The organism is Microlunatus sp. YIM B11417, from assembly GCF_059617205.1.
Window position 1 is genome coordinate 263,680 of record NZ_JCAMPJ010000002.1, and the last position, 14,413, is coordinate 278,092.

Here is a 14,413-nt window from a genome sequence, read left to right on the forward strand (position 1 = left end):
GATCACTCCCCGGAATCGTGATCACGGAGCCGGTAGCCGCGCCCGACCAGCGTCTCCAGCAGTTGCGGCTCGCCGTCCACGGTGAGCTTGCGCCGCAGGGTGCCGACGGTGACCCGTACCGTCTGACTGAACGGGTCCGCGTTCTCGTCCCAGACGTGCTGCAACAGCTCCTCGGCCGAGACGACCGCCTCCGGCTTTGTCAGCAGATAGCGGAGGACGCCGAACTCCTTGCGGGTCAGCCGCAGTTCGCGCTCGCCGCGGTGCGCCAGCTGCCGGGCCGTGTCCAGCCGGACCGGTCCATGGCTGAGCACCGCCGTGACACCGCGGACCTCGCGGCGGAACAGCGCCCGGATCCGCGCGGTCAGCTCGGCCAGCGCGAACGGCTTCACCAGGTAGTCGTCCGCGCCGACGTCGAGGCCACGGACCCGGTCCTGCAGCTGGGTCCGCGCGGTCAGCATCAGGATCCGGACGTCAGGCCCGGACATGCACTCGACCCGGCCGTGCCGGATCGCCTCGGCCAGCGAGAAGCCGTCGCCGTCCGGGAGGTTCGCGTCGAGCACCAGCAGGTCGTACTCGGCGGTGCCCAGCTTGAACCGCGCCTCCGCGCAGGTCAGGGCGACGTCGACCGCGTACCCCTGATGGGCGAGGCCGACCTTGAGGGCGCTGGCCAACCCCGCTTCATCTTCCACGATCAGCACACGCATGCGTCAAAGCTAGACGTACCGCGAAAATCCCGCCTCCCCTTCTTTCGCTCGATTTTCGGCTGCACTTCCGAGGGCTTTCGGCCCTGCGTGCTGATCTTGGAACAGGCCCGCACCACCGCGGAGCCGTACGACGGAAGGACATCGAGACCTCATGACTGCACCCGCCAAGCGCCGCCTGACCATCGCTGCCGTCATCGCCGGAGCCGGGATCGCCATCGCGACCGCGTCCGGCGTGGCCTTCGCCGCGTCCGAGTCGGCCGAACCGATCTGGGCGACCGTCGTCGACGGCACCGGCACGCCCGACCCGTCCGCAGCGCCGGACGACGGCACCGGGGCCGCCGCCGACACCGGCAAGAACTGCCCCGACGGACCCACCTCGGGCTCCGCCGGTGCGAATCCGCAGAACGAGAACGGCGGCGACCTGTGAGGGCCGACCAGACCTCGGCCGACACCCTGACCGAGACGGTCGGCGACCGCCGGCTGGCCCCCGTCGGGATCCTCGAACGTGCCCTGTTCGAGATCAAGCGCGTCGTGGTCGGCCAGGACCAGATGGTCGAGCGGATCCTGGTCGGGCTGCTGGCCCGCGGCCACGTCCTGATCGAAGGCGTGCCCGGCGTGGCCAAGACGCTGGCCGTCCGGACGCTCGCGGACGTGGTCGGCGGCCAGTTCGCCCGGCTCCAGTTCACCCCCGATCTGATGCCCGCCGACATCGTCGGCTCCCAGGTGTGGCGGCCGGCCGACCAGAGATTCGGTACGGAGCTCGGCCCGATCTTCGCCAACATCGTGCTGGCGGACGAGATCAACCGGGCCCCCGCCAAAGTCCAGTCCGCACTGTTGGAGGCGATGGCGGAGGGCCAGGTCAGCATCGGCGGCGCGACGTACCGGCTGCCGGAGCCGTTCCTGGTGCTGGCCACCCAGAACCCGATCGAGACCGAGGGCGTGTACGCGTTGCCCGAGGCACAGCGGGACCGGTTCCTGCTCAAGGTCGACGTCCGGCACGCCGGCGAACTGGAGGAGCTCACGATCGTGCAGCGGATGAGCGTCGCGCCGCCGCGGGCCCAAGCCGTGCTCAGTCTGGCCGAACTGCAGGCCCTGCAACAGGAGGCCGACCAGGTGTTCGTCCACCACGCCGTCGCGCTCTACGCGGTGCAGCTGGTGATGGCGACCCGGCAGCCGCACCGGTTCGGGCTCGGCCAGCTGGACCAGGTGCTGGACTACGGGATCAGCGCGCGCGGGACGCTCGGCCTGGTGGCGGCGGCCCGGGCGATGGCCCTGTTGCGCGGCCGGGACTACGTGCTGCCGGCCGACGTCGCCGACGTGGCCGCGGATGTGCTGGCGCACCGGCTGGTGCTCAGCTACGAGGCGATCGCCGAAGGCGTCGACCCGCGGCAGGTGATCGGCGCGGTGCTGGCCGCGGTGCCGAGTCCTCGGGTCGCACCCGACGACGAGTCTGCGGAGCGGGCCGCGTGACGAAACGGAACGCCCGAGGGCGAACGCGCACTGAGCTCGTCGAAGTGCCGAGCCGGATCGGGCTTGGCCCCCTTCGACAGGCTCAGGACGACGCTTCGACAAGCTCAGGGAACGTGCCCAGCGGCTTGGGCCGCTTCCGTCGGCTGGATCTGACCGTTCAGCGGCGACTCGACGGGCTGCTGCACGGTGATCATCAAGGCTCGCGACTCGGCCCGGGCGACGACCCGGAGGAGCTGGTCCGCTACCAGCCCGGTCATGACGTGCGGCGGATCGATCAGCACGTGACGGCGCGGGCCCGGGAGCCGTACGTCTGGCTGACCAGGGCCCAGCATCCCTTGGACAGTTGGGTTCTGCTCGATCGCTCGGCGAGCATGGCGTTCGGTACGGCCGCCGACGAGAAGGACGACCTGGCCCAGAATCTGTCGGCGGCGATCGGCCTGCTCACCGATGCACCCGGCAACCGGTTCGGGCTCGCGGAACTCACCGCGGACGGATTGCGCTGGCGGCGTCCGGCCCCAGCCCGGATCGGCGCCCAGCTGGCACTGCGGACCGAGCCGCCGCCGCGGTCCGGTGCGGCACCGGTCGGGCTGGCCGAGGCCCTCCGCCAGTTGTCGGTACGCCATCGGCGGCCCGGACTGCGGGTCGTCGTGTCCGACCTGGTCGACCCGGACGGCCGCAGCGAGCGGCCGTTCGACTGGGAGGCGCCACTGCGCCGGCTCGCCGCCCGGCACGAGGTGATCATGATCGAGATCGTCGACCCGCGGGAACTGCAGCTGCCCGAGGTCGGGCTGCTCGTCCTGGTCGATCCCGAGTCCGGGCGGCAGCGCGAGGTGGACAGCAGTGATCGCCGACTGCGCGACTCCTATGCCGAGGCCGCCGCCGCTCATCGGCGGGCGACAGCGGCGGCCGTCGCCGAGGCCGGCGTTGATCATCTTCTGGTCCGGACCGACGGCGACTGGGTCGCCGAGCTCTCCCGCTTCGTTCAGCTCCGCCGGCATCGGCCGGCCCGTCGTCGGAGGACGCAATGACCTTCCTGTCACCCCTGTGGTTGTTGATCTTGGTCCCGGTGGCCGGTATCGCGGTCGGGTACGTGCTGATGCAGAGACGCCGGCGCCGCTATGCGGTCCGGTTCGCCGCGCTGCCGATGCTGGACAAGGTGGTGCCGCGACGCCCGGGCTGGCGGCGCCACGTGCCGGCGATGTTGATCTTGGTCGGCCTGGTGGCCCTCGGCCTGGCCGCGGCCCGCCCCGAGCTGGCCCTCCGGGTGCCGTACGACCGGGCCACCGTGATCGTGGCGGTCGACATCTCCGGCTCGATGGCGGCGACCGACGTCAGCCCGAATCGCTTGTCGGCAGCCAAGTCCGCGGCAGCCGCGTTCGTCGCCGACCTGCCCGAGACCGTGAACGTCGGCGTGGTGACCTTCGCCGGCAACAGCACCGTCGTCGCGGCGCCGACCACCGATCACGAGAGCGCGCGCCGGCAGATCGAGTCGTTGACGACGGCCGGCGGCGGTACGGCGATCGGTGAGGCCGTGTTCTCCTCGATCGACCAGGTCGCCCGGCTGGCCGAGGAGGGAGCCGAGGGCGTACCGGCCCGGGTGGTGCTGCTGTCCGACGGCGACAACTCGGCCGGTCGCGATCCCGGTCAGGCGGCGCGCGCCGCGGCCGAGAGCGGGCTGCCGGTCTCGACGATCGCGTACGGGACCCCGGATGGGGTGCTGACGAACGGCCGCGGCGTCAGCCAGGCGGTCCCGGTCGACGAGGAGGCGTTGCGCGCACTGGCGCAGCAGACCGGCGGCACGGCCTACACGGCGGCCAGCGGCGAGGAACTGGCCGCGGTCTACTCCGACATCGGCTCGTCGATCGGCTGGCGCGTCGAGCCGCGCGAGATCACCCCGTACCTGGCCGCGGGGGCCTTGATCATCGTGCTCGTCGCCGGCGCCTTCTCGCTGCGCTGGTTCGCCCGGATCGTCTGACCGGCCAGGGAAGGAGAACGACCCATGACGTACCCGAACCATGATCAGAACCAAGGACCGGCGGCCGGCTGGGCGGGCCTCGGCCGGCCCGCCGGACCGCCGATGGAATCGCGCCGGCCGGATCCGGCGGTGCCGGTCACCCCGCCGCCTCCGGTCGGTCCGCCGCTCGCCGTTGCCCCGCCCCGGCGCGGTCGCTCCGGCACGGTCGCGGTCGCCGCGACGATCGCTCTCGTGGTCGGCGGCCTGTCCGGGATCGGCGCAACGCAGCTGATCGATCGGGCTGCGCCGGTCACCCAGCTGGTCCAGGGCCAGCGGCCCGCCCCGCGCTCGGTCGGGGAGACCGCGGCCGAGCAGGCAGCGGACGTGATCCTGCCCAGTGTGGTCCAGGTCCGGGCCGGCCGCGGCAGCGGTTCCGGCGTGGTGAGCGACGACGCCGGCCACGTGATCACCAATCACCATGTCGTCGACGGCTCGTCGACGGTCCGGCTGGTCCTCGCAGGAGGCCGCTCGGTCGAGGCGCGCGTGGTCGGCTCGGACGCCGCCAACGACATCGCCGTCCTCCGGGCCGACAACGCCGACGCCCTGCCGGCCGCCGAACTCGGCGACAGCGACGAGTTGCGGATCGGCCAGTCGGTCCTCGCCGTCGGCTCCCCGCTCGGCCTGAACGGCACCGTCACCGCGGGCATCGTCAGCGCCATCCAGGGCCGCGGCACGCCGCGCGCGATGATCCAGACCGATGCGTCGATCAATCCCGGCAACTCCGGCGGCCCGCTGGTCGACCTGGACGGCCGGGTGGTCGGCATCAACACCTCGATCGCGACCCTCGGCGGCCGGACCTCGGGCAACATCGGCATCGGCTTCGCCGTCCCGATCGACCGCGCGATCGCCGTCGCCGAACGGATCCTGGCCGGCTGACCTGTCGCCATTCCTCCACGTACGGACTGGTCAAACGTTGAGATCGCGTCCAGCGTTCGACTGGTGGAGGTTGAGCGACATCAACCGGTCTCGACCCGAGCCAGTAGCCTGGTCTGGGTGAGCGACGAAGCCGTCGAGTGGCTGCTCGCCTCGGACGAGCCGGCGATCCGGGCGCTGACGCGGCGTGAACTTCTCGGCCTGGACCCCGGCGAGGACGACGCAGCCGTGATGGCCGGGGCGAAGGTGTCGGCGCTGCTGGAGACGATCGTGCCGGCCGGGTCCCGCGGCGGCTGGACCGGAGCGCTGTGGGGCCTGCTCGCCCTGATCGATCTCGGCGTGCCGCTCGGCGACGACCCGCGCGCCGAGGCCGGCTATCAGCACTACCTCGGCCGCATCCTGGAACGCCCGCAGCACAACGGTCATCCGACGGTGATCAACGGGCTGCATCGGTTCTGCGCCAACGTCGAGGGGCACGCGTTGATCATCGGGTGTCGGCTGGGCCGGGCCCGTACCGATCCACGGCTGACGGACCTGGCCGAGAAGTTGATCGAATGGCAGTGGCCGGATGGCGGCTGGAACTGTCACCGGAACGCGTCCGGGCGGCGCTCCTCATTCCACGAGTCCATCGCCCCGATGCTCGGCCTCCATGAGTACGCGCGAGCCACTGGTGATCATGATGCCGCGGCCGCCGCCGACCGTACCGCGGAGTTGTTCCTCGAGCACCGGCTGATCTTCAGTCTCGGCACCGGCCAGCCGAGCCGGTTCCGGCCCAAGCCGCTGGGCCGCCGACCGCCAGTGGTGGGTGCCGCCGGGCCATCGTTTCGCTGAGAATCAGGGCGAGGCGGTGGACTGGGGCGCTGCGCGACAGCCGAGCGCGATGATCACCTTCCACGCCTCGCGGATCCTCAGGCTGGCCGGCCGCCAGACTCCCACGGATTGATGACTTCCAGGCCCAGACCTTCGAAGTGGCGAACGTTGCGGGTTGCGACAGCCGCTCCTGTCGATGAGCAGATTCCGGCGATCATTCCATCTTCGGACGAGAACTGTCGGCCCGTGCCTCATGTTCGGCCCGTTCGGGGATCGGAAGCGGATCGCCGCGAAGGAATTCGGCCGCGTCGAGCCACTCCTCGACCCAGTTGCGTCCCCCGTCGTTGACGGCGTCCTCGAGAATGCTGTGAGCCTCGGCCTCCATCGAACGGTTGTTGCGAGCAGCGGGCCTATGGTGACGGTCAACCAATCTCGACCCGGGACAGGTGGGTCTCCGGGTCGTAGAGGATCGTGACCCGGCCGCCGGGGGTTGTGTACTTCAGGTTGGGGCCGTCGCGGACGCCGCCCTCGCCGTAGTTCTCCTCCCAGGAGTAGTTCAGCGCGATCTTGTACTCGTAGGTCCCGGCCGGGATGCCGGTGAAGGTCTTGGACCAGAGGCCGTCGTCGCCGAGCTCGAGGCGGGCGGCGGCGCAGTCGACCTGCCAGTCCGAGGCGCAGCCCATCGCGGCGTTGTGAGTGCCCGGTACGGTGACGATCCCGTCGCCGGGGTCCGGGACGGAGAGATCGACGGCGAAGCCGACCGAGCCGTACGACGAGGCGGCGGACCGGTGGCCGGCCACGTCGACGGTGACGGCGCGGTACTCGATCAAGGTGCCCGGAGCAAGATCGGCGACGTCGTGCCGTACGGAGGGTGCCGTCAGGTCGCTGGTGCCGAGCGGCCGCCAGTGCTTCGCGCCGGCCACCCGCCAACCGAACGAGGTCTCCTGCCAGCGGGTCGCGTCGACCGCGGCCGTCACCGGGGCGAGCCCGGTCAGCGCTGCCCCGGGGGTCGGCCCGCCGACCTTGATCGACTGCGCCGCGGCCGGGGCGGCGACCTCACGGTCGGCCTTGAGGACCACCGTCGCCAGCGCCGGTACGGTGAGCGTCACGGACCCGTCCGCGTCGGCGGTCACCGGCTCGGCATCGCCGTACAGCAAGGAGAATCGCGCGCCCGGTGTCAGCGTCGCGAAGGTCACCGTGCGCGGCTCGGGCGCGTTGTTGAGCGCGACCAGGTGCTCGATCCGCTGATCACGATCGACCCGGCTGAACGCGTACACGCCGGGACCGTCGTCGGCGAACCGCTCCCGTTGCGCGCCGGTGGCCAGGGCCGGATGCTCGGCCCGGAGCCGGCCCAATGCGGCCAGCTCGGCATAGAGCGCGCCGTCGGTGTCGTAGCGATCCCGCTGGCCGACCGGTTCCCCGGTGATCAACTTCTGCTGCGCGTACCCTTCGACCTGGGTGGCGAACATGTCCTGCCGGCCGGCCACGTCGGTCCACAGGTCGCCGCCGCCGGTGAAGCCCTGCTCGTCGCCGTAGTAGAGCACGGGTTGGCCGCGGCTGAGCAGCATGAGCTCGTGGGCCAGCCGGTCCCGCTCCGGCAGCCGGTCCACGTCGCCGAGCAGCCGGCCGATCCGGCCGATGTCGTGGTTGGAGACGAACGTCTCCAGATCGGACGCCGACGAGTGCGGTGTGGTGTAGAGATCGTCGGTGGCGAAGAACGCGGCCAGGCCGCGCGCTGTCGTACCCTTCGCGAAGTTCACCGCGTTGCCGGCGAAGGCGAAGTCGAGCACACCGCCCAGCTCGGTGTCGCGGACATACGGTGCGAGGTTCTTCGGGTCGCCGTCGAACACCTCGCCGAACATGAAGAAGTCGTCGTTGCCGATCTCGCGGGCGTGCTTCATGATCGCGGTCGACCACTGCTGCCAGAACTCGAAGTTCACGTGCTTGACGGTGTCGATCCGGAACCCGTCGACACCGAAGTCGACCCACTGCTTGTACACGTCGATGTAGCCGCGAACCACCTTCGGGTGCTCGGTCATCAGGTCGTCCAGGCCGAAGAAGTCGCCGTAGGTGACCGATTCGCCGGTGAAGGTGGAGTCACCGCGGTTGTGATAGAGCCGCGGATCGTTGAGCCAGTGCGGCTTCTTCGCGTTGCGCTGCGCGGCCGGCACCTCCGGCACGTACGGGAACGACGTCTTCGGGTCCAGCGGCGGGAAGTCGGCTTCGCCGGCGATCGCCGCGATGTCGATCACCTTGCCGTGCCGGTCCGTGTACGGGTGGTCGGCGATCGGGACGTAGTCGGACGTGCCGCCGGCATACCTGATCACGTCGGCCGTCGTGTTGATCTCGATGTCGAAGTAGATCTTGATCCCGCGCCGGTGGGCGGACTTGATCAACCGGCGCATGCCCTGTTCGGTGCCTAGATGGGCGTCGATCGTGGTCAGGTCGAGGGTCCAGTAGCCGTGGTAGCTGCCCAGACTGAGCTCGCCGACGGTCTGCACCGGAAGATTGCCGAACGGAGGCGTGATCCAGATCGCCGTCGTCCCCAGGCCGGCGATGTAGTCGAGCTTGGCTTCCAGCCCGGCCAGATCACCGCCGTGGTAGAAGTTCGCGTCGGTCGGGTCGTAGCCGGAGCTCAGTTTGTCCGGCTTCCGGCCGCCGGTGTTGTTGGTCGGGTCGCCGTCCGCGAACCGGTCGGTCAGCGCGAAGTAGAACTGCTGGCCGGTGCCGGGCGCCCGGGCCGGCTCGCCGATCAGGCCGGCGTCGCCGGGATCATGATCACCGGGCAGGTCCAGCGGCGTCAGCCCGATCCGGTGCACGGCGTCGTCGTAGCGAACCGTCAGCCGGATCTCGCCCGCGATCGTCAGGGGTACGTTCTCCGGCCCGCCGTTCAGTCCCCAGCTGACCTCCCAGCCATGATCGATCGCCACCTTGTACGCGTACGTCCCGGCCGGCAGCGTGAACGTCGCCGCCCAGCGACCCGGCTCGCCGGTGGGCCGCAGCTCGGTCTGCGGACACGCCGGGTCCCAGTCCGTGGCACAGCCGAGCTCGGTCTGCAGGTCGCCGACCAGCGTGACGGCTCGCGGAGCCTCCGCCGCGGCCGGCGCGGCACCGAACCAGCCCGCCACCAGCGCCAAGATCAACAACAAGCCCCAACCGCGTCGCCGCATGGGCACACCACCTCACTGTGGGGAACTTCCGGCCGCGATATCCCGGCTCGAGCTTCCCCAATCTTGTCACGGAGAACCGGGTAGCGTTCCGATCATGACGCATGCCGTGGGGCGACCGCTGCCCGCCGGGTCGACGGTGCCGGAGGGCTGGATCGCCCGTCAGGCCAGGCAGAACCTCGACGGCTTCGTCGGCGCCCTGCCGCGGATCAGCGCCGAGGTGGGCGGCGAGGTGTTCGCGGCGGGCCGGCTCGGCCCGGACTCCGCGGCCGCCGGCGAGAACGTCGGCGCCGTGCAGTGGTGGAACGGCGAGAGCGAGGGCAACTGGCTGCTCGGCTATGCGGGCCAGGTCCGGATGGTCGGTAGCGATCGGGAGCGGGCCGACGTGGCGGCGCGGATCGCGGCCGCGGTCGGGCACCAGGACCCGGACGGCTACCTCGGCATGTTCACTGCCGCGGCGCGACAGGCGAGTCCGTGGCTGCCCGGCGACTGCTGGACGGCGAGCCGGCTGTTGCTGACCATCGAGGAGTGGGCCCGGGCGCACGATGATCATGACCTGCTGATGGCTGTGGACCGGGCCGTCGCCTGGCTGGGCGCCCGGTTCGATGCGGCGGGGCCGGCCGCCTTCGCCGATGCCGAACCCGAGACGGCTGTCCGCGGCCATGATCTCCAGCTGGTCGATCTGCTGCTCGACGTGGCCCGGCGGACCGGCCGCCCCGAGCCGGTCGAGTTGGCCGGACGGCTGTATCGCCGGTTCAGCCTGGCGCCGCTGAGCTGGGTGGAGGACGACGGCCAGCTCGATCAGCTGCGGTCCGACGACCCGTTCCACGGCCACGGGCCGCATGTCGCGGAGAACCTCAGGATCCCGCTCCGGCTGTACGAGTTCACCGGTGATCAGGAGCTGCTCGCCGCGGCGCAGGCCGGCTGGGCCAAGCTGCTGGCCGCGGTCGGCGTCACCGGCGCACTGCGCAGCGACGAGACCGTCGGTGCGCCCGGCCAACGGCCCTGGTCGGTACCCGAGGCCGGGTACGAGTACTGCGCGATCACCGAGTTGGCGATCACCGCCTCCGAGTTCGCCCGGATCCTCGACCGGCCGGACGCCGCCGACCTGGCCGAGTCCCTCTGGCTGAACGCCGCCCAGGCCGCGCGGGCCGGCGACGGGACCGGCGCGGCGTACTTCTTCGCCGAGAATCAGCCCGCGGCAACCAGGGCCATGGGCGCCCGCTGGGACATCTCGCCGACCCACGACGACGCCGCCGTCTGTTGCGTGCCGAACGCCGGCCGGATCCTGCCGGCCATGATCGACCGTGCCGTGATCATGATCGACGGCGGGCTGCGGATCGTCCAGTACGGCCCGATGATCACCACGGTACGGCTCGGTGATCACCAGGTCACGTTGCGGCAGCGGACCGAGTTCCCGTTCTCCGACACGATCGCCCTGGAGCTGGACGGGCTGCCGCCGGACTTCGTCCTGGAACTCAGGGTTCCCGGCTGGTGCGAGAACCTGGAGTTCGTCGCACCCGCCATCGAGACGCCGGACGCGGGCACGGTGGTCCGGATCGCCGCCACCTGGCCCGAGCAGGCGCGGCTGGCGATCCGGCTCCCGATGCGGGTCAGCACCAAGCGCTCCGTCGACGGCCGGGTCGCGCTGATGGGCGGCCCGTTGATCATGGCCCGGGAGATCGAGCACCGGGCCGAGCCGACCCGGACCTACCCGGGCAGCGACCTGGCCGACCGTGATCTCACCCCGGCCGACCCGCGGTCGCTGCACGCCCCGTACCTGCTGCAGTCGGGGATCGACACCGCGACGGTGATCATGAAGGAGCCGGGCGAGGACCCGTGGGCAGAACCGAGCCTCACGATCGAGGTCGAAGGACTGGACCCGAATCCGCGCGCCGAGGCCCTCGGCGGGGCCGGCACCGGCATGCTCCGGCTGGTCCCGATCGGCTGCACTATGCTCCGACACACCTGCCTGACGGTGCTGGAGGGATGATGGCGCAGAACGTTCCCGAGCGGACCATGACGGCGCTCCGTTGGTGGGGTCCGCGCGACGTCCGGGTGGACACGATTCCGGTGCCGGCCGACCTTCCGGACGGCTGGGTGTTGATCGAGATCGAGGCCTGCGGCATCTGCGGCACCGATGTCGAGGAGTACCTCAACGGCCCGATCGTGGTGCCGCTCACCGAGCACCCGCTGACCGGTGCGAAGTCGCCGCTCACCTTCGGCCACGAATCCGTCGGCACCATCCGCGAGTCCCGGGATCCGGCCGCGCCGCCGGTCGGCACCCGGGTCGTCGTCGAGGGCAATCGCTTCTGCGGGCAGTGTTTCTGGTGCCGGCGCGGCGAGTACCCGCTCTGTGCGCAGGTCGCCTCGCTGGGCCAGATGGACCACGGCGGGCTGGCCGACTTCATGATCGCTCCGGGCTTCATGTGCCTGCCGCTGGACGCCGAGCTGCCGCCCACCGAGGCCGTCCTGGTGGAGCCGCTCTCGGTGGGCGTCCGGGCGCTCAGCCGGCAGCCGGAGGTCGCCGGCTCGTCGGTGGTGATCTTCGGCGCCGGTACGGTCGGCCTGCTGGCCGGCCAGGCCGCCCGGGCGATGGGCGCCGCCGACGTGATCATGGTCGACGCCAACCCGGCCAAGCGCGAGGTGTCGCTGGCCTGCGGTGCCAGCACCTTCCTGACCCCGGACGAGCTCGGCGTCATTCCGCAGCGGTACGAGGCGGGCGGGCCGGACCTGGCCATCGAGTGCGCGGGGTCGACGGCCGCGGCCCGCAGCGCGATCGACGTGATCCGGCGCGGCGGCACGGCGATCCTGCTCGGCGTGCACGACGACGCGTTCGAGGTGCCGATGCTGCCGTTCGTGCTGGACGAGAAGACCGTCACGTCGAGCCGTTCGCACGCCTGGGACACGGACTTCCCGCGCGCCCTGGACCTGCTCCGCTCCGGCGCGATCGTCACCGCGCCGCTGATCACCCGAGTGATCCCGCTGAGCCGCACGGTGGAGGACGGCTTCGTCCCGCTGTCCAGACCCGGCCACAGCGAGATCAAGATCGTCGTCGTACCCGATCATCTGTACCCGACCGGAAGTTGATCATGATGGACCTGGCTACCGCGAGCGACACCGAGATCCGGCACTACCTGACCGACCGCGGCGTGCACGCGGGCGGACTGGCCCGGGTCGAGCGATTGCCCGGTGGGGTGTCCGGGATCGTGGTGCGGGTGGACGTCACCGACGGGCCGGTGGTCTGCAAGCAGGCCCTGGAGCGACTCGCCGTGCCCGGGCCCTGGCAGGCCGACCGCCGCCGGATCCTGACCGAGGCCCGGGCTCTCGAGGTGTACGGGAAGCTGACCCCGGAGCTGGTGCCGCAACTGATCGACGTCGACGCCGACCAGTTGATCTTGACCATGTCCTGCGCCCCGGCCGAGTGGTGGCCGTGGAAGGAGCGGCTGCTGGCCGGCGAGCAGGCGAAGGTGGCGACCGAGGTGGCCGACCGGCTCGGCCGCGGGCTGGCCCGGTGGCATGCGGGCACGGCCGGCGACGCGGCGCTGCTCGCCTCGTTCGATGATCAGGAGACCTACCGGCTGCTGCGCACCGATCCGTTCTACCGGGCGCTGGCCGACGTTCATCCCGATCTCGGGGACCGGCTCCACGGGCTGGCCGACGACCTGCACCGCGACCACGTCTGCCTGGTGCACGGCGACTTCTCACCGAAGAACGTGCTGGTCGGCGACGGCGGCCTGTGGGTCGTCGACCACGAGGTGGCGGTGGCCGGCCGCCCCGTCTTCGATCTCGCCTTCCTGATCACGCATCTGACCCTGAAGGCCGTGGAACGGGAGCGGCGCTTCCTGCTCGAAGCGGCCGCCGCCTTCTGGAGCACGTACCGGCAGGCCTGGCCCGAGTCCGGCGTCACAGCCGAGGCGCTCGGTGATCATGTCGCGGCGCTGATGCTGGCCCGGGTCGACGGGGTGTCGACGGTGCACTACCTGTCCGAGCGGCAGGAGGGCCTGGTCCGCGAGGTGGCTCGTGATCACCTGGCCGGCGGCGGCACGATCGAGGACCTGTGGCAGCGGGTTCGTGAGCTGAACGGGGCCTCATGATCAGGACCACGATCGAGCAGGTCCAGGCCTGGGAGGCGCTGGATTCCCGTGGTCGGCCGACCGTCGCGGCCCGGGTCCGGCTGACCGGCGGGGCGACCGGAACGACCCGGGTGCCGTCCGGCGCGTCGGCCGGTTCGCACGAGGCGCGTGAGCTGCGTGACGGCGGGGATCGCTACCAGGGTCACGGAGTACGGGCCGCGGTCGCCGGCGTGGTCGAGGCGCTCGAGCCGGCCGTCCGGGGTCTCGACGCGAACGATCAGGCGGCCGTCGACGCAGCCATCGAGGAGGCCGCGGCCGGTGCCGGCGCGGACCGGGTCGGTGCCAACTCGACCCTCGCGGTCTCGATCGCGACGGCGCTCGCGGCGGCCGACGAGGAGGGCGTCGACCTGGCCCGCCGACTGGCCGGCGACGGCCCGCTGCTGCTGCCGATGCCCATGATCAACATCGTCTCGGGCGGTGCCCACGCCGGCTCGGCGATCGACCTGCAGGACTTCCTGGTGGTGCCGCACGGGGCCGGCTCGTTCGCCGAGGCGATCGAATGGGCCCAGGCCGTACGCCAGCGCGCCGTCGAGGTGGCCCGCCGGCGCGGCTTCGACGAGGCGGTCCTGGTCGCCGACGAGGGCGGCCTCGGGCTCCGGCTGGAGTCCAACGAGGCCGCGATCGGACTGGTGGTCGAGGCGATCGAGGCGGCCGGGCTGACCCCGGGCGAGCAGGCCTCGGTGGCGATCGACGCCGCCGCGACCGAGTTCCACGCCGACGGCGTCTACCGGCTGGCGGCCGAGGACCGAGTGCTCACCGCCGAGGAGTTGATCACCGAGTACGCGGGCTGGCTGGACCGCTACCCGATCGTGTCGATCGAGGATCCGCTGGCCGAGGACGACTGGTCCGGCTGGCAGGTGATCACCGAGCGGCTGGGCGAGCGCTGCGATCTGATCGGCGACGATCTCTTCGTGACTCAGCGGGACCGGTTGGACCGGGGGATCGCCGAGCGTTCCGGCAACGCGATCCTGATCAAGGTCAACCAGAACGGCCTGTTGAGCCGGACCCAGGATGTGATCACGGCCGCCCAGCGGGCCGGCTTCCGTACCGTCGTCTCGGCCAGGTCCGGCGAGACGGAGGACTCCTGGGTGGCCGATCTCGCGGTCGGCTGGCGCGCCCGACAGTTCAAGGTCGGCTCGACCCATCGGTCGGAGCGGACCGCGAAGTGGAATCGGTTGCTGGAGTTCGAGGCCACCGCCGACACGGAGTGGGCCGGTTGGCACTGACGGTGTGTGAGCT

The 14,413-nt window shown here is 71.3% G+C and carries 13 protein-coding genes; 10 read left to right on the forward strand and 3 right to left on the reverse strand.

The window, feature by feature from the left end:
• Window positions 1-2: 2 nt before the first annotated feature.
• Window positions 3-704, reverse strand: a complete 702-nt coding sequence (locus tag AC6CCG_RS11425; protein ID WP_496654663.1) for a response regulator transcription factor — start codon at window positions 702-704, stop codon at window positions 3-5.
• Window positions 705-855: 151 nt separating this feature from the next.
• Between AC6CCG_RS11425 and AC6CCG_RS11430 the strand changes: the two genes are divergently transcribed.
• The 6 genes from AC6CCG_RS11430 (at window position 856) to AC6CCG_RS11455 (ending at window position 5,892) form a co-directional block, all read left to right on the forward strand.
• The gene (locus tag AC6CCG_RS11430) at window positions 856-1,131 is read left to right on the forward strand and encodes a hypothetical protein (protein WP_496654664.1); all 276 of its coding nucleotides are present in this window, start codon (window positions 856-858) and stop codon (window positions 1,129-1,131) included.
• Entirely contained in the window at window positions 1,128-2,174 is a 1,047-nt protein-coding gene (locus AC6CCG_RS11435) for an AAA family ATPase (RefSeq protein WP_496654665.1), read from the forward strand. The genes AC6CCG_RS11430 and AC6CCG_RS11435 overlap by 4 nt, the downstream gene beginning before the upstream one ends.
• A gap of 113 nt (window positions 2,175-2,287) precedes the next feature.
• Window positions 2,288-3,202: a DUF58 domain-containing protein gene (locus AC6CCG_RS11440; protein ID WP_496654666.1), complete on the forward strand. Its 915-nt coding sequence runs from the start codon at window positions 2,288-2,290 to the stop codon at window positions 3,200-3,202.
• Window positions 3,199-4,149 carry a VWA domain-containing protein gene (locus tag AC6CCG_RS11445; RefSeq protein WP_496654667.1) on the forward strand — a complete coding sequence of 317 codons (951 nt, stop codon included), beginning with the start codon at window positions 3,199-3,201 and terminating at the stop codon, window positions 4,147-4,149. The genes AC6CCG_RS11440 and AC6CCG_RS11445 overlap by 4 nt, the downstream gene beginning before the upstream one ends.
• 24 nt (window positions 4,150-4,173) lie before the next feature.
• A complete protein-coding gene (locus AC6CCG_RS11450; RefSeq protein ID WP_496654668.1) occupies window positions 4,174-5,064 on the forward strand; it encodes a S1C family serine protease in 891 nt (296 codons plus the stop codon).
• A gap of 117 nt (window positions 5,065-5,181) precedes the next feature.
• Entirely contained in the window at window positions 5,182-5,892 is a 711-nt protein-coding gene (locus tag AC6CCG_RS11455; protein ID WP_496654669.1) for a hypothetical protein, read from the forward strand.
• 193 nt (window positions 5,893-6,085) lie between these two features.
• Here the strand turns inward: AC6CCG_RS11455 and AC6CCG_RS11460 are convergent, their stop codons facing one another.
• Window positions 6,086-6,301, reverse strand: a complete 216-nt coding sequence (locus AC6CCG_RS11460) for a FitA-like ribbon-helix-helix domain-containing protein (protein WP_496654670.1) — start codon at window positions 6,299-6,301, stop codon at window positions 6,086-6,088.
• Window positions 6,294-9,041, reverse strand: coding sequence for an alpha-amylase family glycosyl hydrolase (locus AC6CCG_RS11465; RefSeq protein WP_496654671.1), 2,748 nt, complete (start codon window positions 9,039-9,041; stop codon window positions 6,294-6,296). The genes AC6CCG_RS11460 and AC6CCG_RS11465 overlap by 8 nt, the downstream gene beginning before the upstream one ends.
• Window positions 9,042-9,135: 94 nt before the next feature.
• On the opposite strand from AC6CCG_RS11465, the gene AC6CCG_RS11470 reads away from it, so the two are divergent.
• The 4 genes from AC6CCG_RS11470 to eno are packed head-to-tail and all read left to right on the forward strand — an operon-like array spanning window position 9,136 to window position 14,400.
• Window positions 9,136-11,031 carry a beta-L-arabinofuranosidase domain-containing protein gene (locus tag AC6CCG_RS11470; protein WP_496654672.1) on the forward strand — a complete coding sequence of 632 codons (1,896 nt, stop codon included), beginning with the start codon at window positions 9,136-9,138 and terminating at the stop codon, window positions 11,029-11,031.
• A complete protein-coding gene (locus tag AC6CCG_RS11475; protein ID WP_496654673.1) occupies window positions 11,028-12,128 on the forward strand; it encodes a zinc-binding dehydrogenase in 1,101 nt (366 codons plus the stop codon). Before AC6CCG_RS11470 ends, AC6CCG_RS11475 begins: the two co-directional genes overlap by 4 nt.
• Window positions 12,129-12,130: 2 nt before the next feature.
• Entirely contained in the window at window positions 12,131-13,135 is a 1,005-nt protein-coding gene (locus tag AC6CCG_RS11480; RefSeq protein WP_496654674.1) for a phosphotransferase family protein, read from the forward strand.
• Window positions 13,132-14,400 carry a phosphopyruvate hydratase gene (eno, locus tag AC6CCG_RS11485; RefSeq protein WP_496654675.1) on the forward strand — a complete coding sequence of 423 codons (1,269 nt, stop codon included), beginning with the start codon at window positions 13,132-13,134 and terminating at the stop codon, window positions 14,398-14,400. The genes AC6CCG_RS11480 and eno overlap by 4 nt, the downstream gene beginning before the upstream one ends.
• Window positions 14,401-14,413 lie beyond the last annotated feature (13 nt).

What these genes read in the sequence shown, in the direction of transcription:
- eno (WP_496654675.1), top strand. Translation starts at nt 13,132, where the DNA reads ATGATCAGGACCACGATCGAGCAGGTCCAGGCCTGGGAGGCGCTGGAT.
- AC6CCG_RS11450 (WP_496654668.1), top strand. Translation starts at nt 4,174, where the DNA reads ATGACGTACCCGAACCATGATCAGAACCAAGGACCGGCGGCCGGCTGG.
- AC6CCG_RS11475 (WP_496654673.1), top strand. Translation starts at nt 11,028, where the DNA reads ATGATGGCGCAGAACGTTCCCGAGCGGACCATGACGGCGCTCCGTTGG.
- AC6CCG_RS11465 (WP_496654671.1), bottom strand. Translation starts at nt 9,041, where the DNA reads ATGCGGCGACGCGGTTGGGGCTTGTTGTTGATCTTGGCGCTGGTGGCG.
- AC6CCG_RS11430 (WP_496654664.1), top strand. Translation starts at nt 856, where the DNA reads ATGACTGCACCCGCCAAGCGCCGCCTGACCATCGCTGCCGTCATCGCC.
- AC6CCG_RS11425 (WP_496654663.1), bottom strand. Translation starts at nt 704, where the DNA reads ATGCGTGTGCTGATCGTGGAAGATGAAGCGGGGTTGGCCAGCGCCCTC.
- AC6CCG_RS11480 (WP_496654674.1), top strand. Translation starts at nt 12,131, where the DNA reads ATGATGGACCTGGCTACCGCGAGCGACACCGAGATCCGGCACTACCTG.
- AC6CCG_RS11445 (WP_496654667.1), top strand. Translation starts at nt 3,199, where the DNA reads ATGACCTTCCTGTCACCCCTGTGGTTGTTGATCTTGGTCCCGGTGGCC.
- AC6CCG_RS11470 (WP_496654672.1), top strand. Translation starts at nt 9,136, where the DNA reads ATGACGCATGCCGTGGGGCGACCGCTGCCCGCCGGGTCGACGGTGCCG.